This is a genomic window from Polymorphobacter sp. (assembly GCF_051860865.1).
Classification (GTDB): Bacteria; Pseudomonadota; Alphaproteobacteria; order Sphingomonadales; family Sphingomonadaceae; genus Sandarakinorhabdus.
Window position 1 is genome coordinate 1 of sequence record NZ_JBIMKZ010000008.1, and the last position, 20,714, is coordinate 20,714.

A 20,714-nucleotide genomic window follows, 5' to 3' on the forward strand; every position below is an offset into this window, starting at 1 on the left:
CTCGCCCACCAGCCCCTCCTCGTCCTCGCCGTGCCGGTCGCCGTCGCGGTGTCGCCCACCGGCCCCGGCAATAACAGCCGCGTCCCCGCCGGTGACAGGCACCGCAAGCCCCGACACCGCCGCCGGCACCGCCTGCAACGTCGTGCCCCCGTCCATCAGCACGCCCGTCGTCGCCACGCCAACCAGGCACAGCCCGATGCCCAGCAGCAGCACGCGGCTGATCGCCGGATGGGTTGCGATCGTCCCCAGCTTCAGGTCGCGGAACTGCGGATAATAGCGCTGCAGTCCAAGCGGTCGCGCGCCCAGCAGCGCCATCAGCAGCCGCACGACGATCAGCGCCACCACAGTATAGCCGAGCAGCTGATGGATTGGTTCGAGGTCGTCGGTCAGGTAAGTCGCCGTCGCCAGCACGGCGGTTACCACATGCCAGAGCCGCAATTGCTTCATCGGTTGCATCAACCGGAGCCTTTATATCCTGCCGGATGGCTGCAGGCCCGCGTCGGCGAAAATTCGCCGCTCTCGGGACCATCGCGCCTGAACCTGTCGCGGGCCTGTCAGACGGCCCCCTTCTCCCCCGCGCCCATCCCGGCTAAGCCCGGCCGATGATCGTCACCAGGTTTGCCCCCAGCCCGACCGGCCGGCTCCATGCCGGCAATGTCCGCACCGCGCTGGTCAACTGGCTGCTGGCCAGGAAGGCGGGCGGCCGATTCCTGTTGCGGCTCGACGACACCGACATTGCCCGTTCCAGCGAGGCCGCTGCCGGGGCGATCCGGGACGATCTTGCCTGGCTCGGGCTGGTCCCGGACGGCGAGGCCCGCCAGTCGGACCGGTTCGACCGCTACGAGGCCGTGCTTGCCGGCCTTGCCGCCGAGGGCCGCGCCTACCGCGCCTATGAGACGCCCGAGGAGCTCGAACTCAAGCGCCGGGTCCAGCAGGCGCGCGGCCTGCCGCCGCTGTATGACCGCGCCGCGCTGGCGTTGACCGAGGCGGACCATGAGCAATTCGCCGCCGAGGGCCGCGCCCCGCACTGGCGGTTCCGGCTCGATCATCAGAGCCCGATCGAATGGAAGGACGGCGTCCGCGGCCCCTGTCGTTTCGATCCGGCCCAATTGTCGGATCCGGTCATCCGCCGCGCCGATGGCAGCTGGCTTTATATGCTGCCCTCGGTCATCGACGACCGGGACATGGGCGTTACCGACATCGTCCGCGGCGAGGATCATGTCACCAATTCGGCGGTGCAGTTGCAGATGTTCGCAGCACTGGGCGCTGCGCCACCGCGCCTCGCCCATCTGGCGCTGCTCACCGGCGCCGACGCGGCGCTGTCGAAGCGGATCGGCTCGGCCGGCGTCGGCGACTGGCAGGCGGACGGCATCGAGCCCCTGGCCGTCGCCGCGCTGCTCGCCCGCCTCGGCACCTCGCGGCCAGTCGAGCCGGTCGCCAGCCTCGACGCGCTGGTCGAGAGCTTCGACCTCGGAGATTTCGGCCGCGCCCCGGCCCGTTTCGATTCCGACGATCTCGCCAGCCTCAGCCAGCGCATCCTCCACATCCTGCCCTGGGACACGGTCGCCGACCGCCTGCCGAACGCCACCCCTGCCCTCTGGCACGCTGTCCAGGGCAATATTTTGCGCGTGTCGGACGTGGACATCTGGCAGCAGGTCATCGCCGGCCCCATCACATTGCAATGTGATGCCGATGACCAGGAGTATTTCGAAACTGCCCGAACGACCCTGGCCGGGCTGGACTGGGATGCAGAGATCTGGAGCCGTTGGATCGCCGCTTTGAAGCCGCTCACCGGCCGAAAGGGCAAGCCGCTGTTTCTGCCGCTCAGGCGGGCGCTGACCGGGCTCGATCATGGCCCGGAAATGGCGGCGCTGCTGCCGCTGATCGGCCGCGATGCGGCGCTTGACCGCCTGTCAACAATTGACCGGAAGTCGTAGGGAAAAGCCTGTCCAAAACTGTCCGATTCGTGTCCGAAATGCGCCGTCGCCGCACCGCTGGCGTCCCGCCGCGTGCCGATATAGGATCAAATCATGTCCTTTCTGAACCCCTCCGCTGCCGATCGACGCAGCCGCTACCTCAAGGTCGGCGGCGCCTCGATCGCCATCACCGCACTGGTCATCTATGGCTTCCTCACCGAGCACAAGACTGGCTATCTCGGCCCCGATCCCAAGCTGATCTACGCCGAAAGCTGGCCGGAAACCCGCACGAGGGAAGATGCCATCGCCGACACCCAGGCGACAATAAGGGCCCGAGAACAAAAGCTTGCGGAAGCCCGCGCCTATATCGCCACCCTGTCGGGCCAGGCCCGGATCGATGCCCAGGCGCAATATGATGCCTATGTCGATGGCGGCGGCGCCCGCAAGGAAATCCCCTATGTCCCCGCCGAACCGCCGGTGATGTGAGCAGCGATCATGCCCGCTGGATGGGCGCCGCCCTCGCGCTCGCCAGCCGCGCCGTCGGCAGCACCCACCCCAACCCCCCGGTCGGCTGCATAATCATCCAAAATAACAAGGTGATAGGTCGCGGCCACACCCAGCCCGGCGGCCGCCCCCACGCCGAAGCCATGGCCCTTCAAGGCATTAATGCCCAAGGCGCCACCGCCTATGTCACCCTCGAACCCTGCGCCCATCAAAGCCCCCGGGGGCCGGCCTGTACCGATGCGCTGATCGAAGCCGGGGTCGGCACCGTGGTGATCGCCTGCCAGGACCCCGATCCGCGAACCAATGGCGCCGGCATGGCGCGGATGCAAGCAGCTGGAATTACGGTGATTTCCGGCGTGCGCGCGGCCGAAGCGCGAGCTCTGATGCCGGGCTTCATGGCCAGTCGGCCGCACATCATCCTCAAGCTGGCGATGAGCCTCGATGGCAGCCTGGCGCTGGCCAACGGCACCAGCCAGTGGATCACCGGAAAACGCGCCCGAATTCATGCCCATATCGAGCGGGCAAGGGCCGATATGGTCCTCGTCGGCAGCGGCACGCTCGCCGCCGACCAACCCCGACTCGATGTCCGCATTCCCGGCCTCGACCGGCATCCGACGCCGGCCCTGCTCGGCAAGGGCCCGGCGCCTGATGGCTGGGCGCACTTCGAAAGCCTTGAAAAACTGGCACAATCCTCGGCCCATTCGATTCTCGTCGAAGGCGGCGCCGGGGTGGCGGCGAGCCTGTTGGCGGCCGACATGGTCGACCGGCTGCTAATCTATCGGGCGCCGATCCTGATGGGCGGCAGGGGAATTTCGCTCGGGCTAACGACGATTCCGCATGACCGCTGGATACCGGGCCGGATCATCGACCTGGGGCCGGATCGGCTTGAGACCTTCACCCGCAACCGCTAGGGCAGTCCGCATGGTCACCGGCATCATTACCGACATCGGCGAGATCACCGCCATCACCGATCGCGGCGATCTTCATATCGAAATTTCAACCGCTTACGACATGGATAGCGTGGCGGTCGGCGCCTCCATCGCCTGCTCCGGCGTCTGCCTGACCGTCGTGGAAAAAGCCCCCGGCCGCTTCCGCGTCGATGTGTCGGCCGAGACCTTGCGGCACACCGCCAAAGGCCAATGGGTGGTCGGCCGCCAGCTGAATCTCGAAAGGGCATTGAAAGTAGGCGATGAATTGGGCGGTCATATCGTCACCGGCCATGTCGATGCGGTGGGGGTGATCACCGATAAGTCGGCGGAAGGGGCGAGCACCCGATTCGGCATCCGGGTGCCAGCCAGCATCGCGCCGTTCATTGCGCCCAAGGGGTCGGTGGCGCTCGACGGGGTGTCGCTGACGGTCAATGATGTGGTGGATGCCATTGAAGGAACTGTGTTTTTCATCAATGTCATCCCGCACACCGGGCAATGGACGACCTTTGGTGCCAAGGCGGTCGGCGACGAGCTGAACATCGAGATCGATGTGCTGGCGCGCTATCTGGCACGGATGCGACAGCTGGTCGATTGACATTTTAATGTGACGAGGCGAGATGCGGATCACATTCTGATGTGAGACGACGTGATGACCTTGATCGAACGGGTACGGACATTGGTGGCGACGGGGGAGGAAACCCGCTCGGGGCTGGCGCGGGCGGCGGGGCTGCACGCCAATTCGCTGCGCGCCCTCGATGACCATGACTGGAACCCGACGGCCGAGACGCTGCGCAAGCTCGAGGACTATCTCGACAGCCGCGACCAGGGGCCGGCGCTGTCGCCGATCGAGGAGATCATCGACGAGGCGCGCAACGGCCGGATGTTCATCCTCGTTGACGACGAGGACCGCGAGAATGAGGGCGACCTGGTGATCCCGGCGCAAATGGCGACGCCCGATGCGGTCAACTTCATGGCCCGGCACGGGCGCGGGCTGATCTGCCTGTCGCTGTCCTCGGCGCGGGTGAAGCAGCTCGGCCTGCCGCTGATGGCGCAGCACAATGGCACCCGCCATGCGACGGCGTTCACCGTGTCGATCGAGGCAAAGGATGGCGTCACCACCGGGATTTCCGCCGCCGACCGGGCGCGGACGATCGCGGTCGCCATCGACGGCTCCAAGGGCGCCGAGGAAATCGTGTCGCCCGGCCATGTCTTCCCATTGGTGGCGCGCGACGGCGGCGTGCTGGTCCGCGCCGGCCATACCGAGGCTGCGGTCGATGTCTCGCGCCTCGCCGGGCTCAACCCGTCCGGCGTGATCTGCGAGATCATGAACGACGACGGCACCATGGCGCGGCTGCCCGACCTGATCCTGTTCGCGCGGCGCCACGGCATGAAGATCGGCACCATCCGCGACCTGATCGCCTACCGCCATGCCCATGACCGGCTGGTGAAGTGCATCGCCGAGGTCGACATCGAGAGTCATATCGGCGGGCGCTGGACGGCGCGGACCTATGTCAACACCGCCGAATATGCCGAGCATGTGGTGCTGCAGAAGGGCCATATCGAGCCGGGCACGCCGACGCTGGTGCGCGTCCATGCGATGTCGATTTTCTCCGACCTGTTCCTGGAGGCCAATGACCGGGCCGGGCAGTTGCAGCGCTCGATGCAGGCGATTGCCGATGCGGGCGCCGGGATCATCGTCATCATCCGCGACGGCGGCGTCGATGCCATCTCGCGGCGGATGCAGGCCGGGGCGCGCGGCGAGCCGATGGACCTGCGCGACTATGGGATCGGCGCCCAGATCCTCGTCGATCTTGGCGTGTCCGACATGATCCTGCTTTCCAACACCCACCGCAATCTTGTTGGGCTCAACGGCTATGGGCTGCGGGTGATTGGCGAACAGGCAATCCCGGCCTATGGGCAGGCCTGACCTTTCCCGCATCCGCAGAACGAGGCTTCGCCATGACCCATATTCTGATCGTTGAAGCCCGTTTCTATACCGAGATTGCCGATGCCCAGCTCGAAGGCGCGGTCGCCGTGCTCAAGGCCGCCGGCGCCAGCCATGAGCGGATCAGCGTGCCGGGCGCACTGGAAATTCCCGCCGCCATCTCGCTGGCGCACGAGACCGAGCGCTTCGACGGCTATGTGGCGCTGGGCTGCGTGATCCGCGGCGAGACCTACCATTTCGAGGTGGTCGCCGGCGAAAGCGCGCGCGGGCTGATGGCGCTGTCCCTCGACGGGATGGCGATCGGCAACGGCATCCTGACCGTGGAAAACGAGGCGCAGGCCTGGGCGCGGGCGCGCCGCAGCGAGAAGGACAAGGGCGGCGAGGCGGCAACGGCAGCGCTGGCGATGATCGCGCTGCGCGAGACGCTCGGCTGAGACCTGCAGCCGCCGGCGGGGGCCGGCGGCGAGGTTCGGGTGGTGGGCGCGACGGCGCGCCACCGATGTGTCCGAGCAGGGGGTGGGTGTGACCGGTCGACCGACGATCGCCTTTGTGGTGGGCCTGCTGACGCTGGTGCTGCTGCTGGTCGGCACCGCGCAGCTGGCGCGCCGGCTGCCGAGCCATGGCCTGTCATTCCGGTCCGAGGCCGCGGGCCCGCTGTTCATCGACCAGGTGGCGGGGCGCGACGACCTCCGCGTTCCGCTGCAAGTGATCGCCATCGGCGCGCCGGCGACCGGCGGCGAGATTGTGCCGACCGGCCGCGTCGACGCCGTGCGCCGCGGCGAGCGGCTGATCACCGCCGATGCGCTGGCCAGCCAGGACCGGCTTGCCGCCATGGCCGAGACCGGCCCGCTGGGCTTCCGGCTGCGCGACGCCGACGGCCGGCCGGTGTTCCTGCTGCGCGACCGCACGCCGACGCCGCTGGGCTGGCCGTTCTGGACGGCGGCGCTGGCCGGGCTGGCCGGCGCGCTGACCGCGCTGTGGGTGCTGGTGCTGCGGCCGCGCGACCCGGCGGCGCGGGCCATTGCCCTGGCGGGGATGGCGCTGTGCATCGCCGCGCTGCCGTTCGCCGTGCTGCAGAATGGCGAGATGATCGTCGGCGGCCGGCTGTGGCGGGCGCTGGTGACGACCAACTGGGTCGGCGCCCATGCCTTCGGGGCGGGGCTGATCGGATTCTTCGCCTGGTTTCCCCAGCCTTTGGGCAGCGCCGGGGGGCGGCGCGCGGGGCTGGCCGGGCTGGCCGGAGTGGGGCTGCTGGTGCTGGTGGCCGGCCAGCGCGGCTGGCTCGACTATGCCGGTATGGGGGTTCTGGTGTTCGCGGACTTCCTGGCCATCGTCGCGCTGGTGGCGGTGCAGTGGCGGCGGTCTCGCGGCAACCCGCTCGGCCGGGCGGCGTTGCGGTTGGTCGGCAGCGCGACGGTGGCCAGCCTGGCGCTGTTCGTGCTGATCACCTATCTGCCGCCGTTGGTGGGGGCCTCGGCGACATGGGCCGATCCGCTGGCGTTCGTGCTGATGCTGCCGCCGTTCGGGGCGATCGCCATCGGCGTCACCCGCGGCTGGATGCTCGACCTCGACCGCTGGGCCTGGCGGCTGCTGGCGTCGGCGCTGTCCCTGTTCCTGATCATCGGCGTCGACCTGGTGCTGGTGATGGCCGCACGGCTGGCGCCGGACACCGCGACGACCATTGCCATCGTGCTCGGCGCGGCGCTGTGGATCGTCATGCGGCAGGCGCTGATCGAGCGGTTCTTCACCCGCGGCCGCCGCGACGGGGCGGCGCTGCTGGCGCAGAGCGGCGAGATTGCGCTGGGCGCCACCGATGCCGAGCGCTTCGACCGCTGGACGCGGGCGCTGGAGCGCTGGTTCCGGCCCTTGTCCATCCTGCCGGTGGCGCATGCCGGGCCGGCGCGGCTGGAGGAGGCCGGGGTGTCGATGCTGGTGGGGGCGCCGCCGTTCGGCGGGGCGCTGAGGCTCTATGCCGCCGACCAGGGCCGCAGCCTGTTCCGGCGCGGCGACGTGGCACTGGTCGATGCGCTGGGCCATCTGTGCGCGCAGACCGATGCGGCGCGGCAGGCCTATGACCGGGGCATGGACGAGGAGCGCGAGCGGATCGCTCGCGACCTGCACGACGATGTCGGCGGGCGGCTGGTGACCAGCCTGCACCGCAGCGCGCTCGACGAGGCGCAGCGCGACGTGCGCGGCGCCATCGGCGAGATGCGGCAGCTGCTGGCCGGGCTGCGCGGCGGCGGGCGGCTGCTCTCCGAGGTGATCGCCACCTGCCGGATCGATGCCGGCGACCGGCTGGCGGCGGCGGGGATCGTGCTCGACTGGCCGACGGCGGCGCCGACGGCCGACCACCAGCTGCGCTATTCGGTGTTCCGCGCCGTGGAGGCGACGCTGCGCGAGGCGATCACCAATGTGCTGCGCCATGCCGAGGCGGGGCGCGTCGCGGTGGCCATCGAGGTGAGGCAGGAGGCGGGGGCACCGATGCTGTGCATGACCTTCGGCGATGACGGGATCGGGCTGGCGGGGGCGCAGGCCGAGGCGCGAGCACAGGGAGGCGAGCAAGCGGGGGGACGCGGGCTGGCCAACATGCGCAAGCGGATCGGCGAGGTGGGCGGCGAGATTGCGCTGGACAGCGGCCACGGCACACGGATCCTGGTGCGGGTGCCGCTGGAGCCGCCCCCAAAATTGGGGGAAGCGGGCCGTCGGCAATGGGGATAGCAATCAGGCCATGACCGCGATGACCCCGACAGCCGGGATCCCCGATGCCCCCGGGGCGCGGCGGCGATGATGTCGGTTCTGATTGTCGAGGATATCCCACCGACGCGGGCCTGGCTGGAGGCGCTGGTGCAGCGCCTGTATCCCGACGCGCCGGTGGCCTGCTGCGGCTCGCTGCGCGCCGGGCTGGCATGGCTGGCCGGCCAGCCGGCGGACGGGGACTTTCTCTGCCTGATCGACCTCGGGCTGCCGGACGGTTCCGGCATCGAGCTGATCCGGCGGATCGGCCAGGCGCTGCCCGGCGCGCGGATCGTGGTTTCGACGCTCTACGACGACGATGCCAATGTCCTCGCGGCGCTGGCGGCCGGGGCGACCGGCTATCTGCTCAAGGATGAGGAAGGCGAGGCGATCGAAGCCCGGCTGCGCGGGCTGGGGCGCGGCGAGGTGGCGATGACGCCGAGCATCTCGCGACGCATCCTCGAGCATTTCCGCCGCCATGCCGGCTTCTTCGCCGTGGACAGCGCCGTGGCGCTGTCGCCGCGCGAGGTGGACGTGCTGCGGCTGATCGGGCGGGGGCTGACGGCCGCCGAGGCGGCCGGGATGTTGGGGATCAGCGCCCAGACGACGGCGGGCTACATCAAGGCGATCTACCGCAAGCTCGATGTAAACAACCGCGCCGAGGCGGCGCTGGAGGCGGCGAAGCGCGGGCTGGTCTGAGGCCCCCCTTGTCCCCCGATTCAGGGGGATGTGCGCTGCGGCAATCACGGTAGGGCTGGCCGGACCGACGCCGCCGGCCTGCTGCCGGAGGCCGGGGCGCGAAGGGGCTTTCCGATAATGCCGATCAAGGGATGCACGATGATGAAAAGACTGGCCATCGGGGTGGCGATGGCCTCAACGGCGATGGCCGCGCAGCCCGCGCAGGCAATGTTGTCCTATGTATTCAATGCCGATGAGGGGCTGTTCGCATTCGAGACCCCCGGGTTCGTCACCCATGACACCGATATCGACGCCAGCGCGATGATCTACTGCGTGACCGGCTATGTCCAATATGTCTGCGAGCGGGCGATGTTTCGCGCGACGCCGACCGGCGATTCGCTGGTACTGAGCATCCGCCATGCGGTGAACGGAGATGTCTTCCAGCGGCGGAATGTCTTTCCTGCAGGCGGGTTCTTGAAGGTGGGGATGGTGGCGGACCCCAATACGCGGGCCAACCTCTATATCTCGGGGACGCCGGAAGCGGCAGCCGCCGTGCCGGAGCCGGCGACCTGGGCGATGTTGATCGGCGGGTTCGGGATGGTGGGGGCGGCGATGCGGCGGCGCGGGGCAGGGCTCGTGCGCGCCTGACCTGCAGGTGACCGGGACTAGAGCGCGCCGGCGATGGCCAGGGCTGCGAGGATGAAGGTGATCACCGCCTCCACATAGGCGCGGATGGCGAGGCCGGCGGCGCGCAGCGTGGTGATGCCGAGGCTGAGGCGGAACTGGCGGGTCTGGACGACCAGATACCAGAGGGTGGCGAGGAAGGCGAAGGCCTCCGCGCCGCCCTTGAAGCCGATGACAGGCTCGCGGCCGAAGGTGATGGCGAGGGCGATCATCAGCGTATAGACGGCGGCGAGGTAGCATTGGCCGTAGAAAACCGGGCGGAGATATTTGCGCTCCACCGGATGGCCGCTGGCGACGACATGGCGCCAGGCGGCGAACAGCGGCAGCAGCGCGAACAGCACCGAGCGGGCGACGATGAGATTCTCGTCCGACGCGGTGATGGCGCGGGCGATGGCGGTGTTGCGGGCGATGCCGGGGCCGCCGGTGGCAAGCTCGATGAGATGCATCAGCGCGATGGTGATCAGCAGGAATAGGGGGGGGCTGAGCGTGTCGGTGTACCGCTCCTTGGCTGATTCGGTTTGCTCATGGTTCGAATATCGGATCATTTTGAGCGGGCGGGTGATGACACGCCACAGGGTGAGCGGATAATATATGATCCAGGACAACAGCTCGAACAGCAGGTCCTCGAAGGATTGCAGCAGTTTCAGCAGGTCCATGAGGGAGGGGTACGCTTTTTGCCGCAGGTGGCCAAGAGGGCAGGAACAACGGGTGGACCCCCTGATTTGACAGAATTATTTACTGAATATTGAAAATGGAGCTGACGATGTACTTGATGCGGACGGGCATGGTGGCGATGGCGATGGTCTCTCAGGCGCCGGTGGTGGCGCAGGAGACGCCGGCAGGGCTGAAGGACATGGTCGGCGCCCGCGCCGGACAGGCCGAGGATGAGCTGGGGCGGCGCGGCTACCGGTTCGTGCGGACGCAGGAAGGCGACGACCGGAAATGGAGCTTCTGGTTCGATGCGACCTATGGCCGCTGCGTGTCGATCACCACCGCCGACGGGCGCTACCAGTCGATCGTCGAGGCGCCCGTGGCGGACTGCCAGGGCGGCGGGGCGGCGGCGACGGCCCAGAGCGGAAGCGGCGCGGCCGGCGATGGGCCGAACGGACCGCGCTATACCGTCGACGGGCGGCCGGTCGAGCTGGGGCTGGTCTGCTTCGGCGAGGGGCAGAAGCCATCGTTCGCCAACCGGCCGGGCTGGACCTGGAACTGGGACACCGACCGCTATGACATGGGCACGCGGATGGAGATGAGCCCGCAGGCGTTCGACGCCTCGGTGACCGTGCAGCTGTGGGAGAGTGGCGGGCGAATCCGGCTGCCGAAATCGCTGGTGCCGCCGCTGCATTCGGGCGGCAATTACGGCTGGTGGGCGCTGAACGACGTCGTCGCGCTACCGGACAAGATCACTGCCAGCTACCGGCTGAACGGGCTGAACAAGCCGAAGGTTTCGGTCGACCGGCGGGCCGGGCGGATCACCATCCTCGGCCTGGAGCCCTATGCGTTCCGGGGGCAGTGCGATGTCATCGACGGCGAGGACCATCGCCGGTTCTGACTGTCACTTGCGGCGCATTTGCGTTGGCATCGGTGATTTCCTAAGAAGACTGCCTCCTTTCATTCTGGAATCATGAAATGGCTGATCCGGCGCCGGCTGCTGCCGCCTCTGACCTTGATATTGCGCTCGAACGGGACGGATTTGCCCGCGGGCTGATCCGTGAGCTGGCCGGGACGCTGGAGGATGTGGTCGGCGTGCAGGAGGCCTCGGGCTATATCAGCGTGGTCGGCATGGCGATCGGCGAGCAGATCGATAGCGCCTATCGGCGGGGCTTTGCCGTCGAGCGGCTGTCCCGGGCGCAGGTCGCCGAGGTGCTCGTCGACCTGAAGCGGCGGATCCAGGGCGATTTCTACATCATCGAGGAGACCGAGGACCGGATCGTGCTCGGCAACCGGACGTGTCCGTTCGGCGAAATGGTGTACGACCGGCCGTCCCTGTGCATGATGACGTCCAACGTCTTTGGCCATGTGTCAGCGCAGAACCTCGGCTATGCAGCGATCGACCTTGAGCGGACGATCGCCAGGGGCGACGGCGAATGCCGGGTGGTCGTGTATCTGCGGCCGAGCGAGGAGACGCCGGTGCGGGCGCGCGAGTATTTCGAGCGTTGAGCGTATCGGCCCTCGATGCGGCGGCGGTGCTCGAGGGCCTGGCCGAGGTGGCGCTGCTGGTCGATGAGGCCGGGACCATCGTCCATGGCAACCGTGCAGGGCTGCTGCTGCTGGGCGAGGGCGTGGTGGGCCAGCCGATCCTGTCCATCGAGGCGCAGTCGCCGCAGCGGCTGGCGCAGTTCGTGCAACGCTGCCGGGGCTCTCGCCAGCCGATCGTCGGGACGATCGGGCTGAGCGCTGCCCATGGTGGCAAATGCCCGTGCCGGGGCAGCGTGGTGGGCTATGGGGCCGACCGGCTGGTGTTGCTGCGGCTGAACCGGGCGGACGAGGCGAAATTCGCGCTGCTGGCGCGCAAGCTGGCCGAGCTGACTGCCGAAGTGCGCGCGCATCAGCGGACCGGGGCGATCCTGCGTGAGACGGTCAGCGAGCGCGAGCTGCTGCTGCGCGAACTGCAGCACCGGGTGAGCAACAACATGCAGATGCTGTCCGGCATCCTCTATGGCGCCGAGCGCGAGGCGAGCAGCGACGAGGCGAAGATGGCGCTGCGGGAAGCGGCGACCCGGTTCGGGGCGATCAGCGCCGTGCAGCAGCTGCTCTACCAGTCCAACCATCTCGACAGTGTCAGCGCGCCGGCGTTCGTGGAGGCCCTGGGCAGGGCGGTGACGGGGATGGGACCGGACGTGATCGAACTGCAGGTGGAGGCCGACCCAGTACAGCTCCCGATCGGGGTGGCGCCGTCGCTGGCGCTGATCCTCAACGAGCTGCTGACCAACGCGGTGAAATATGGGCATCCGGCGACCGGCATGCAGCAGATCAGCGCCAGCCTGAAGGCGGAGGCCGGCGCGCTGATGCTGGTGGTGGCCGACAATGGCCCGGGGTTCAGCTCTGACCTGGGACAGCGGCGGGCCTCCGGATTGGGGCTCGTGCGGGGGCTGCTGCGGCAGCTTGGCGGAACGTTGTCGATCCATTATGACGCCGGTGCGCGTTGCGTAGTGCGGGTGCCCGATTCAAGATAAAGATACTGAGAGGTTGCAATCGCACGATGCCCGCATTCACTGCATCCGCGTCGCTCGCTGCCGGAGCGAAACCGCCGGAATTGCCCGTTACCGGCGAGGACGTCACATTGACTGACACCGGCCCGGCGCGAAGACGCATCCTGATCGTCGAGGACGAATATTTCGTCGCGCTGACGATGGAAGATGCGCTGACCGATGCGGGCTATGAGGTGATCGGCGTCGAGGTCTCCGGCGAGGAGGCGGTGGTGCGCGTGCAGGCCGAGCGGCCGGACCTGATCCTGATGGACATAAGGCTGGCCGGGACGATGGACGGCATCGATGCGGCGCTGCAGCTACGGCCGATCGGCTCGCGCGTGCTGTTTTCCAGCGCCCATTCGGACGGGGCGACACGGGCGCGGGGCCAGGAAGCGCAGCCGGTGGGCTGGCTGACCAAGCCGTTCACGACGACCTCGCTGCTCGCCGCCGTGGCGCGGGCGTTGCAGGAGCCGATGGCCAACTGATCCCGCCGATGCAGGGCCACGGCGCGGCATCAATGCAAAAATGCACTGTTTGGTTGCGATTTTGCTGGATTGCGGCCGGCGCCCCGACATGAAAGAGCCCATGCAGCTTGGCGGAACGCCATTTGCGGGGAGAGAGACGTGCGCGACATCGATCATTTCATTGGCGGCGCCAGTGTGCGCGGGACATCCGGGCGGTTTGCGCCGGTCTACAACCCGAACACCGGGCTGGAACAGGCGCGGGTGCAGCTGGCCACGGTCGAGGAAATGCAGGCGGCCATCGCCAATTCGGTCGAGGCGCAGCGCAGCTGGCGCGAGGTCAATCCGCAGCGCCGCGCGCGGGTGATGTTCGAGTTCAAGCGGCTGATCGAGCGTGACATGAATGCGCTGGCCGAGCTGCTATCCTCCGAGCATGGCAAGGTCGTCGCCGACAGCAAGGGCGACATCCAGCGCGGACTCGAGGTGGTGGAATTCGCCTGCGGCATCCCGCATTTGCTGAAGGGCGACTACACGATGGGTGCCGGGCCGGGGATCGATGTCTATTCGATGCGCCAGCCGCTCGGCGTGGTGGCCGGCATCACCCCGTTCAACTTCCCGGCGATGATCCCGATGTGGATGTTCGCGGTCGGCATCGCCTGCGGTAACTCGTTCATTCTGAAGCCTTCCGAGCGCGATCCCTCGGTGCCGGTGCGGCTGGCCGAGCTGATGATGGAGGCCGGGCTGCCGGCCGGCGTGCTCAATGTCGTCCACGGCGACAAGGTGTCGGTAGATGCGATCCTCGATGCGCCCGAGATCAAGGCGGTGAGCTTCGTCGGCTCCTCCGACATCGCGCATTATGTCTATTCGCGCGGCACGGCCGCCGGCAAGCGCGTCCAAGCGATGGGCGGGGCGAAGAACCATGGCGTGGTGATGCCCGATGCCGACATGGACCAGACCATCGCCGACCTGATGGGCGCGGCCTTCGGCTCGGCCGGCGAGCGCTGCATGGCATTGCCGGTGGTGGTGCCGGTGGGTGCGGAGACCGCCAACAAGCTGCGCGAGGCGCTGGTGCCGGCAATCGAGGCGCTGCAGGTCGGCGTCTCCAACGATACGGCCGCGCATTATGGCCCGGTGGTGTCGGCGGCGCACAAGGCCAAGATCGAGAGCTATATCGAGATGGGCGTGTCCGAAGGCGCCGAGCTGGTGGTCGATGGCCGCGGGCTGGTGCTGCAGGGTCATGAGAAGGGCTTTTTCGTCGGGCCGAGCCTGTTCGACCATGTCAAGCCGCACCACCAGTCCTATCAGGAGGAGATCTTCGGGCCGGTGCTGCAGATGGTTCGCGCCGAGACGCTCGGCGAGGCGCTGAAGCTGCCGTCCGAGCATCAATATGGCAATGGCGTGGCGATCTTCACCCGCAACGGTGCGGCGGCGCGGGCTTTTGCCGCCAATGTCGAGGTCGGCATGGTCGGCATCAATGTGCCGATCCCGGTGCCGGTGGCCTATCACACCTTCGGCGGCTGGAAGCGGTCGGCGTTCGGCGACAGCAACGTCCATGGCCCGGAGGGCGTGCGCTTCTACACCAAGATCAAGACGGTGACGCAGCGCTGGCCGACGGGTGAGGCGGTGGTCGATTCGAGCTTCGTCATCCCGACGATGAAGTAAGGACGAGCTATGCGTATCGGGATCATCGGACTCGGCAACATGGGCGGCGGCATGGCCGCCAATCTGGCCAAGGCCGGCCATGAGGTGATGGCATTCGACCTGTCCGCCGACGCGCTGGGACGCGCGGTGACGGCGGGCTGCACGGCGGCGACCAGCGCCGCCGAGGCAGCGACCGGCGCCGAGGCGGTGGTGACGATGCTGCCGGCCGGCACCCATGTTCGCGATGTCTATCAGAATTCGGTGTTCGGCGCGGCGACGCCCGGCACGCTGCTGCTGGACTGCTCGACGATCGATGTCGACAGCGCGCGGGCGGTGGCGGCGGCCGCCGAGGCGGCGGGCTTCGTGATGTGCGACGCGCCGGTATCGGGCGGGATCGCCGCGGCCAATGGCGGCACGCTGACCTTCATGGTCGGCGGCAGTGCCGAGGCCTTTGCCCGGGCCGAGCCGGTGCTCGGCGCGATGGGCAAGGCGATTCTCCATGCCGGCGGCGTGGGCGCCGGGCAGGCAGCGAAGATCTGCAACAACATGCTGCTCGGCGCCTCGATGATCGCGACTGCGGAAGCGTTCGTGCTGGCGCAGAAGCTGGGGCTCGATGCCCAGACCTTCTTCGACATCAGCTCGAAGGCCAGCGGGCAGAACTGGTCGATGACCAGCTATTGCCCGGTGCCGGGGCCGGTGCCGACGGCGCCGTCCAACCGCGATTACCAGGGCGGGTTCGCCTCGGCGCTGATGCTGAAGGACCTGAAGCTGGCGGTGGCCGCGGCGCAGTCGGCCGGGGCCAGCGTGCCGATGGGCGCCAATGCCGAGGCACTCTACCAGCTCTTTGCCGGGATGGGCGGCGCGGGGCTCGATTTCTCGGGGATCATCAAGCTGCTCGATGGCAGCTGGCGCAGCTGAAAACAAAAGGGGCGGGCCGGTGACGGCCCGCCCCTGATCGGCTTTACGGCATCACGACCGTATCGATGACATGGATGATGCCGTTGGTCTGCGCCAGATCGGTGGCGACGACCGTGGCCTTGCCGCCCTTGGCGTCGGTGAGGATAACCTTGCCGTTCTCGATCGAACCCGTGAGCTTGCCGCCCTGAACGGTGGTCAGCACGGCCTTGCCGCCGCCAGCCTTGATGGCGGCGAGGACATCGGCGGCGGCGAGCCGGCCGGGGACGACGTGATAGGTGAGGATGGAGGTCAGCGTTGCCTTGTTCTCGGGCTTGACCAGCGTCTCGACGGTGCCGGCCGGCAGCTTGGCAAATGCGGCATTGGTGGGAGCGAACACGGTGAACGGACCGGGGCCGGAAAGGGTGTCGACAAGGCCGGCGGCCTTGACGGCGGTGACCAGCGTGGTGTGATCGGCCGAGGCGACCGCGCCATCGACGATGGTGGCCGAAGCCGGAACGGTGACAGTGATGGCGAGGGCCGCGAGGCCGGCGCGAAGCATGGTCTTCGAAATCATCGTGGAAACTCCTGCTGTTTCAGTTCTGGCATCCATCGGGATACGCCGCTGTTCTTGCGGATGCTTTGGCGCCAGTCAGATCAGCAAAGAGCCGCAGGGTCTTTTGTCGCAGGATGGTGCTGATGACCTGTGGCAACGGCGCGACGGAACGATTTTTTTCCTGCATTATCGGCCTTGGGCAGCCGACAGACTGGCTGGCTGCCCAAGGCCGACGCCGACGATTGTCGACACCGATTGCGCTCGCGCCTGTCTGCGGTCGGTCAGACGGCGCTGAGCTTTCCGGTGGCAATCACGGGACCTGTTGGCAGGCCCGTGGGGCTGCCGCCGGTCGGTTCAATGGAAATGGCCAGCACGGCGCCCGGTTGCAACCCCGATATGCGCTGCGACGATATGGCATGGGCGTTTGGCGCATCGATGCTGATGACGCCAAGCGAGCGCGGCGGGGCGTCGCCTTCGATCACCCAGAGCTCTGGCACGCTGTCGCCGTCGCTGCGGGTGGTGGCGGGGGTGAGGACGACGGTGCCGCGCAGCGGATCGAAGGTGGCGGCGAGTAGCGGCTTGCCATCGGCATCGGCGAGGCTGGCGGCGAGCAGGGCCGGGGTCGCCGGCGAGGCAGAGGCCGGCGGGGTCGAGGCCGGGGTGCGGATCATTACCGGCGGCGTATTCGGATTGGCGATGACCAGCGCCAGCGCCGCCAGTGCCGGGGCGCCGAGGCCGAGACCGCGCCACAGCGGCAGGCTGTTCCACAGGCCGGGGCGGCGAATCGGCGCGGGGGCGGCGACCGGACCACGGGGCGCTGCCGGGGTGATCTCGCCGAGCACACCCTGCCAGACGCTGGCCGGCGGCAGCACCGGCGCGGTCTCCCCGTCGAGCGCGCCGAGCACGGACTGCCAGTGCTCGACCTCGGCGCGGAATTTTTCGTCCGAGCGCAGCCGCAGCTGGGAGGCCTGACGGTCCTCGCGGCTGAGGGCGCCGAGCGCATAGTCCATCGCCAATGCCTGATCGGGCGACAGCTCGGCGGTCTCGGCCGGTGGCCGGGGCTGGTCAGGAGGCATGGCGCTCATCACGTGGTCAGAGAATCGCGCATGCGCAGGATGCCGCGGCGGACCCAGCTCTTGAGGGTGCCGACCGGCACGCCTTCGCGCGCGGCCAGCGCCTCATAGGTCAGGCCTTCGAAATAGCAGCTGCGGATGATAGCGGCGTGGCGCGGATCGAGGCCGGCCAGTGCCGCCTCGACGGTGGTCGCGGCCTGGGCGGTCTCGATCATCGCGTCGGCGGTGGGGGCCTCATCGGCGATCTCGGCGGCGGCATCGAGCGCCGCGGTGGGGCGGATCTTGCGGGCGCGAATCCGGTCGATCGCCCGGTTGCGGGCGATGGTGGCGGTCCAGGTAATGGCGCTGGCGCGGGTGGAATCGAATTCCGCCGCCTTTCTCCAGATCGTCACATAAACCTCCTGCAGCACGTCCTCGGCTTCCGCTCGCTCAATGACTATACGAAGGATTACGGCAAACAGCTTCGCCGATGTGCGGTCATAAAAGTCACGGAACGCCGATTGGTCGCCGTCGGCGGCGCGGGACAGCAGCGAGGCGAGCTCGGCGGCGCTCATGCGGGGCGGCTCAAAGCGGCCTCAGCCGCATCTGGATGGGACCGTCGGCGCGGCCATGGACGAACTGGTCGACAAAGTCATTGTCCGGCTGGTCGATCTGCGAAACCGGGCCGTGCCAGATGATCCGGCCTTCGTAAAGCATGGCGATATTGTCGGCGATATGACGGGCGCTGGCCATGTCGTGGGTGATGGTCAGTGCGGTCAGGCCGAGGTCGGTAACCTGCTGGCGGATCAGGCGATTGATGACATCGGCCATGATCGGATCGAGGCCGGTGGTCGGCTCGTCGAAGAAGATGATCTCGGGCTGCATGGCGATGGCGCGGGCCAGCGCGACGCGCTTCTGCATGCCGCCGGACAGCTCGTTGGGCTTGAGATCGGCGACTTCGGACCCGAGGCCGACGCGGGCCAGCGTGTCGATCGCCTTCGCTCGCTGTTCGCGCGCCGGACCTTCCAGCGCGAAGCTGACATTGCGCCAGATCGGCAGCGAATCAAACAGGGCGCCACCCTGGAACAGCATGGCGAAGCGGGCGCGGTGGCGGGCCAGCGCATTGCCCCTGAGGCCCACGGTTTCCTCGTCGTCGATGCGGATGCTGCCCGAATCGGGGCGGAGCAGGCCGAGGATGCACTTGAGCAGCACCGACTTGCCGGTGCCCGAGCCGCCGATGATGACGGTCGATTCGCCGCGCGCGACGTCGAGATCGATGCCGGTCAGCACCTGCTTGGCGCCGAAGGCCTTGGTGACACCGGAGAGGCTGATGCGAGAGACCATCAGCCGAACACGATCACGGTGATAATGAGGTTGGAGAGCAGGATCAGGATGAAGGCCGAGACCACGGCGTTGGTGGTGGCGCGGCCGACGCCGGCGGCGCCGCCCGAGCTGTGATAGCCATGGTAGCAGCCGGTCAGCGCGATGAAGAAGCCGAAAACGGCGGCTTTGACCATCGAGGAGATGATGTCGTCGGCCTCCAGATACTGGGCGGTGGTCTTGAGATAGCTCGCGGAATTGAAGCCGAGGCGGGTGGTGGCGAGCAGCCAGCCGCCCATGACGCCGAGCGCGTTGGAGACCAGCACCAGCAGCGGCATGACGAGGACGGCGGCGAGCAGGCGCGGCGCGACCAGATAGCGCAGCGGATCGGTGCGCAGCGTGGCCAGCGCATCGATCTGCTCGGTGACGCGCATGGTGCCGAGCTCGGCTGCCATGGCGCTGGCGACGCGGCCGGCGACCATCAGGCCGCCGAGCACCGGGCCGAGCTCGCGGACGATGCCGATGACGGTGACGGCGGGGACGGTGCTGGCGGCGTTGAAGCGGCTGCCGCCGATGAAGATCTGCTGGGCCAGCGCCGAGCCGGTGAACAGCGCGGTGAGGCCGACGACGGGGAGCGAGAACCAGCCGATGACCAGCATCTGCTGGAACAGCTGCGATGGATACCAGCGCGGGGTGACAACACGGGTGACGACCTGGCCGGCGAAGCGCGCCAGCCGGCCGATGGCAGCGAGGAGGCCGATGACGAGCTGGCCGAGCGCGACCAGCGCGTGAACAAGGGGGGCAAGAACGCGCATTGACCGACTACCGATAGGACCGCGTGTAGCGCGCGCCAAGCCCTGTCAGCATTTCATAGTCGGTTCGGCCGGCGGCCCGGGCGGCGGCGGGGATGTCGAAGGCGATCTCCAGAGGATCGCCTTCGGCGACGGCGGGGGCATGGGTGACGTCGATGACGAGGAGATCCATCGAGACGCGGCCGAGCACGGGGTGGCGGCGCCCCTCGATCAGCGCATGGCCCCACGAATGATCCTGGCCGGCGAGCGCGCGCGGATAGCCATCGGCATAGCCCAGCGCGACGGTGGCGGTGCGCAGCGGGCGCGGGGCGATGAAGCTGGCGCCGTAGCCGATGGCGGCGCCGGCAGGGACATCCCGCAGCTGGAGGACGGGGGCGACGAGGTGCAGCACCGGGTGGAAGCCGGCGGCCGAGGGGCCGCCGCCGTAAAGGCCGATGCCGGGGCGGGTGAGGCCGAAGTGAAAGGCCGGGCCGAGACCGATGCCGGCGGAATTGGCGAGCGCGGCGCGGGCGGAAGGGAAATGGGCGAGGGCCTGCTGGAAGCGGTCGCGCTGGGCAGCGTTCTGCGGATGGGCGGGTTCGTCGGCGCAGGCGAGGTGGCTGTGCAGCGTGTGGAGGGGGATGCCGTCCAGCGCGGCGAGATCGGCGGCGGCGAGGCCGAGGCGGTTGATGCCGGTGTCGACCATGGCGTCGGCCGGGCAGCCGGTCTGGCGCCAGAGCGCGGCCTGGGCCGGGGTGTTGAGGATCGGCGCGAAGGCGGGGCCGAGCGCGGCGGCCTGGTCCATCTCGGGCGGCGTGATGCCATGGAGGACGGCGACGCGGACGTTGGCGGGCAGCGGGCCGAGCGCGGCGGCCTCGGCCCAGGAAGCCACGAAGACATCGCGGCAGCCGGCGTCGGCGAGGGCAGCGAGCAGCGGGCGGGCGCCGAGGCCATAGCCATCGGCCTTGAGGGCGGCACCGCAGGTGGCGGCGCCGCTGGCGGTAGCCAGGGCGCGCCAGTTGGCGACGACGGCGCCGGTATCGACGATCAGGCGCGGTTGCGACATGGCCACCGCTTAGCTTCCATGCCGGCGCCTGTCACTCTATGCTCCCCACGCTATGGTGAGTTCATGCCGTGGAAAGCCGTTGGTGCGTAAAAGAATTTTGAAGCAGCCTGTGCTGCCGATGGGATGACGATAATGAAGACGCTGACCAAAGCCCTGATTGCCCTGTTCGCCGTTGGCGGCATCGCAGCCGGCGTGGCCATGGCGCAGCCGCAGCCGCGGCCGGACACCGAATTCTGTGCCAAGATGCGCGCCCAGAACCCCGGCGGCATCTGCAGCCCCAAGGGCGAATATGTGACGCCCGACAAGGTCTATCTGCCCGATGGCCGGGTCGTCAGCCGCAATACCGGCTGATC

The 20,714-nt window shown here is 68.3% G+C and carries 23 protein-coding genes and 1 pseudogene; 16 read left to right on the plus strand and 8 right to left on the minus strand.

The features are described 5' to 3' along the window. Positions 1-456 (minus strand): cytochrome b/b6 domain-containing protein (locus tag ACTIFJ_RS02600; RefSeq protein WP_439532525.1); only part of this gene is annotated, 456 nt, incomplete at its 3' end. 146 nt (positions 457-602) lie between these two features. Between ACTIFJ_RS02600 and gltX the strand changes: the two genes are divergently transcribed. The 9 genes and pseudogenes from gltX to ACTIFJ_RS02645 form a co-directional block, all read left to right on the plus strand. After that, on the plus strand, positions 603-1,937 hold the full coding sequence (gene gltX, locus ACTIFJ_RS02605; protein ID WP_439532526.1) for a glutamate--tRNA ligase: 1,335 nt from the start codon (positions 603-605) through the stop codon (positions 1,935-1,937). A gap of 93 nt (positions 1,938-2,030) precedes the next feature. Continuing rightward, positions 2,031-2,402, plus strand: a complete 372-nt coding sequence (locus tag ACTIFJ_RS02610) for a hypothetical protein (protein WP_439532527.1) — start codon at positions 2,031-2,033, stop codon at positions 2,400-2,402. Then, positions 2,399-3,331: a bifunctional diaminohydroxyphosphoribosylaminopyrimidine deaminase/5-amino-6-(5-phosphoribosylamino)uracil reductase RibD gene (gene ribD, locus ACTIFJ_RS02615; RefSeq protein WP_439532528.1), complete on the plus strand. Its 933-nt coding sequence runs from the start codon at positions 2,399-2,401 to the stop codon at positions 3,329-3,331. Before ACTIFJ_RS02610 ends, ribD begins: the two co-directional genes overlap by 4 nt. A 10-nt stretch (positions 3,332-3,341) precedes the next feature. Then, complete coding sequence (locus ACTIFJ_RS02620) at positions 3,342-3,944, plus strand: riboflavin synthase (RefSeq protein ID WP_439532529.1); 603 nt, start codon at positions 3,342-3,344, stop codon at positions 3,942-3,944. A gap of 54 nt (positions 3,945-3,998) precedes the next feature. Then, complete coding sequence (gene ribB, locus ACTIFJ_RS02625; protein WP_439532530.1) at positions 3,999-5,276, plus strand: 3,4-dihydroxy-2-butanone-4-phosphate synthase; 1,278 nt, start codon at positions 3,999-4,001, stop codon at positions 5,274-5,276. A 32-nt stretch (positions 5,277-5,308) separates the two neighbouring features. After that, a complete protein-coding gene (locus tag ACTIFJ_RS02630) occupies positions 5,309-5,728 on the plus strand; it encodes a 6,7-dimethyl-8-ribityllumazine synthase (protein WP_439532531.1) in 420 nt (139 codons plus the stop codon). Positions 5,729-5,816: 88 nt separating this feature from the next. Beyond that, positions 5,817-8,012 (plus strand): ATP-binding protein, encoded by a 2,196-nt coding sequence (locus ACTIFJ_RS02635; RefSeq protein WP_439532532.1) that lies wholly within the window; start codon positions 5,817-5,819, stop codon positions 8,010-8,012. Between the two features lie 69 nt (positions 8,013-8,081). Further along, positions 8,082-8,726 carry a response regulator gene (locus ACTIFJ_RS02640; RefSeq protein ID WP_439532533.1) on the plus strand — a complete coding sequence of 215 codons (645 nt, stop codon included), beginning with the start codon at positions 8,082-8,084 and terminating at the stop codon, positions 8,724-8,726. 516 nt (positions 8,727-9,242) lie between these two features. Continuing rightward, positions 9,243-9,353: pseudogene (locus ACTIFJ_RS02645) on the plus strand (PEPxxWA-CTERM sorting domain-containing protein); the annotation flags it as partial. A gap of 17 nt (positions 9,354-9,370) precedes the next feature. On the opposite strand, the gene ACTIFJ_RS02650 reads toward ACTIFJ_RS02645, so the two are convergent. Beyond that, positions 9,371-10,045, minus strand: coding sequence for a hypothetical protein (locus ACTIFJ_RS02650; protein WP_439532534.1), 675 nt, complete (start codon positions 10,043-10,045; stop codon positions 9,371-9,373). A gap of 107 nt (positions 10,046-10,152) precedes the next feature. On the opposite strand from ACTIFJ_RS02650, the gene ACTIFJ_RS02655 reads away from it, so the two are divergent. The 6 genes from ACTIFJ_RS02655 to mmsB all read left to right on the plus strand — a co-directional run bounded on the left by ACTIFJ_RS02655 (position 10,153) and on the right by mmsB (position 15,600). Further along, a complete protein-coding gene (locus tag ACTIFJ_RS02655; RefSeq protein WP_439532535.1) occupies positions 10,153-10,941 on the plus strand; it encodes a hypothetical protein in 789 nt (262 codons plus the stop codon). A gap of 77 nt (positions 10,942-11,018) precedes the next feature. Then, a complete protein-coding gene (locus ACTIFJ_RS02660) occupies positions 11,019-11,549 on the plus strand; it encodes a methanogen output domain 1-containing protein (RefSeq protein ID WP_439532536.1) in 531 nt (176 codons plus the stop codon). Beyond that, positions 11,546-12,565: a histidine kinase dimerization/phosphoacceptor domain -containing protein gene (locus ACTIFJ_RS02665; protein ID WP_439532537.1), complete on the plus strand. Its 1,020-nt coding sequence runs from the start codon at positions 11,546-11,548 to the stop codon at positions 12,563-12,565. Before ACTIFJ_RS02660 ends, ACTIFJ_RS02665 begins: the two co-directional genes overlap by 4 nt. 107 nt (positions 12,566-12,672) lie before the next feature. Then, complete coding sequence (locus ACTIFJ_RS02670) at positions 12,673-13,065, plus strand: response regulator (protein ID WP_439532538.1); 393 nt, start codon at positions 12,673-12,675, stop codon at positions 13,063-13,065. A gap of 138 nt (positions 13,066-13,203) precedes the next feature. Beyond that, the gene (locus ACTIFJ_RS02675; protein WP_439532539.1) at positions 13,204-14,703 is read left to right on the plus strand and encodes a CoA-acylating methylmalonate-semialdehyde dehydrogenase; all 1,500 of its coding nucleotides are present in this window, start codon (positions 13,204-13,206) and stop codon (positions 14,701-14,703) included. A gap of 9 nt (positions 14,704-14,712) precedes the next feature. Further along, the gene (gene mmsB, locus ACTIFJ_RS02680; protein ID WP_439532540.1) at positions 14,713-15,600 is read left to right on the plus strand and encodes a 3-hydroxyisobutyrate dehydrogenase; all 888 of its coding nucleotides are present in this window, start codon (positions 14,713-14,715) and stop codon (positions 15,598-15,600) included. A 43-nt stretch (positions 15,601-15,643) separates the two neighbouring features. On the opposite strand, the gene ACTIFJ_RS02685 is transcribed toward mmsB, so the two are convergent. The 6 genes from ACTIFJ_RS02685 to ACTIFJ_RS02710 all read right to left on the minus strand — a co-directional run bounded on the left by ACTIFJ_RS02685 (position 15,644) and on the right by ACTIFJ_RS02710 (position 20,361). Next, positions 15,644-16,138: a fasciclin domain-containing protein gene (locus ACTIFJ_RS02685; protein WP_439532585.1), complete on the minus strand. Its 495-nt coding sequence runs from the start codon at positions 16,136-16,138 to the stop codon at positions 15,644-15,646. Positions 16,139-16,413: 275 nt separating this feature from the next. Further along, positions 16,414-17,217, minus strand: a complete 804-nt coding sequence (locus ACTIFJ_RS02690; RefSeq protein WP_439532541.1) for an anti-sigma factor — start codon at positions 17,215-17,217, stop codon at positions 16,414-16,416. Beyond that, the gene (locus ACTIFJ_RS02695) at positions 17,217-17,759 is read right to left on the minus strand and encodes a sigma-70 family RNA polymerase sigma factor (RefSeq protein WP_439532542.1); all 543 of its coding nucleotides are present in this window, start codon (positions 17,757-17,759) and stop codon (positions 17,217-17,219) included. The genes ACTIFJ_RS02690 and ACTIFJ_RS02695 overlap by 1 nt, the downstream gene beginning before the upstream one ends. A 10-nt stretch (positions 17,760-17,769) precedes the next feature. Next, the gene (locus tag ACTIFJ_RS02700) at positions 17,770-18,528 is read right to left on the minus strand and encodes an ABC transporter ATP-binding protein (protein ID WP_439532543.1); all 759 of its coding nucleotides are present in this window, start codon (positions 18,526-18,528) and stop codon (positions 17,770-17,772) included. Continuing rightward, positions 18,528-19,319: an MlaE family ABC transporter permease gene (locus ACTIFJ_RS02705; protein ID WP_439532544.1), complete on the minus strand. Its 792-nt coding sequence runs from the start codon at positions 19,317-19,319 to the stop codon at positions 18,528-18,530. Before ACTIFJ_RS02705 ends, ACTIFJ_RS02700 begins: the two co-directional genes overlap by 1 nt. 7 nt (positions 19,320-19,326) lie before the next feature. Beyond that, on the minus strand, positions 19,327-20,361 hold the full coding sequence (locus tag ACTIFJ_RS02710) for an alanine racemase (RefSeq protein ID WP_439532545.1): 1,035 nt from the start codon (positions 20,359-20,361) through the stop codon (positions 19,327-19,329). Positions 20,362-20,493: 132 nt separating this feature from the next. Here ACTIFJ_RS02710 and ACTIFJ_RS02715 point away from each other — a divergent pair, with 132 nt between their 5' ends. Then, positions 20,494-20,712 (plus strand): hypothetical protein, encoded by a 219-nt coding sequence (locus ACTIFJ_RS02715; protein WP_439532546.1) that lies wholly within the window; start codon positions 20,494-20,496, stop codon positions 20,710-20,712. Positions 20,713-20,714: the final 2 nt, after the last annotated feature.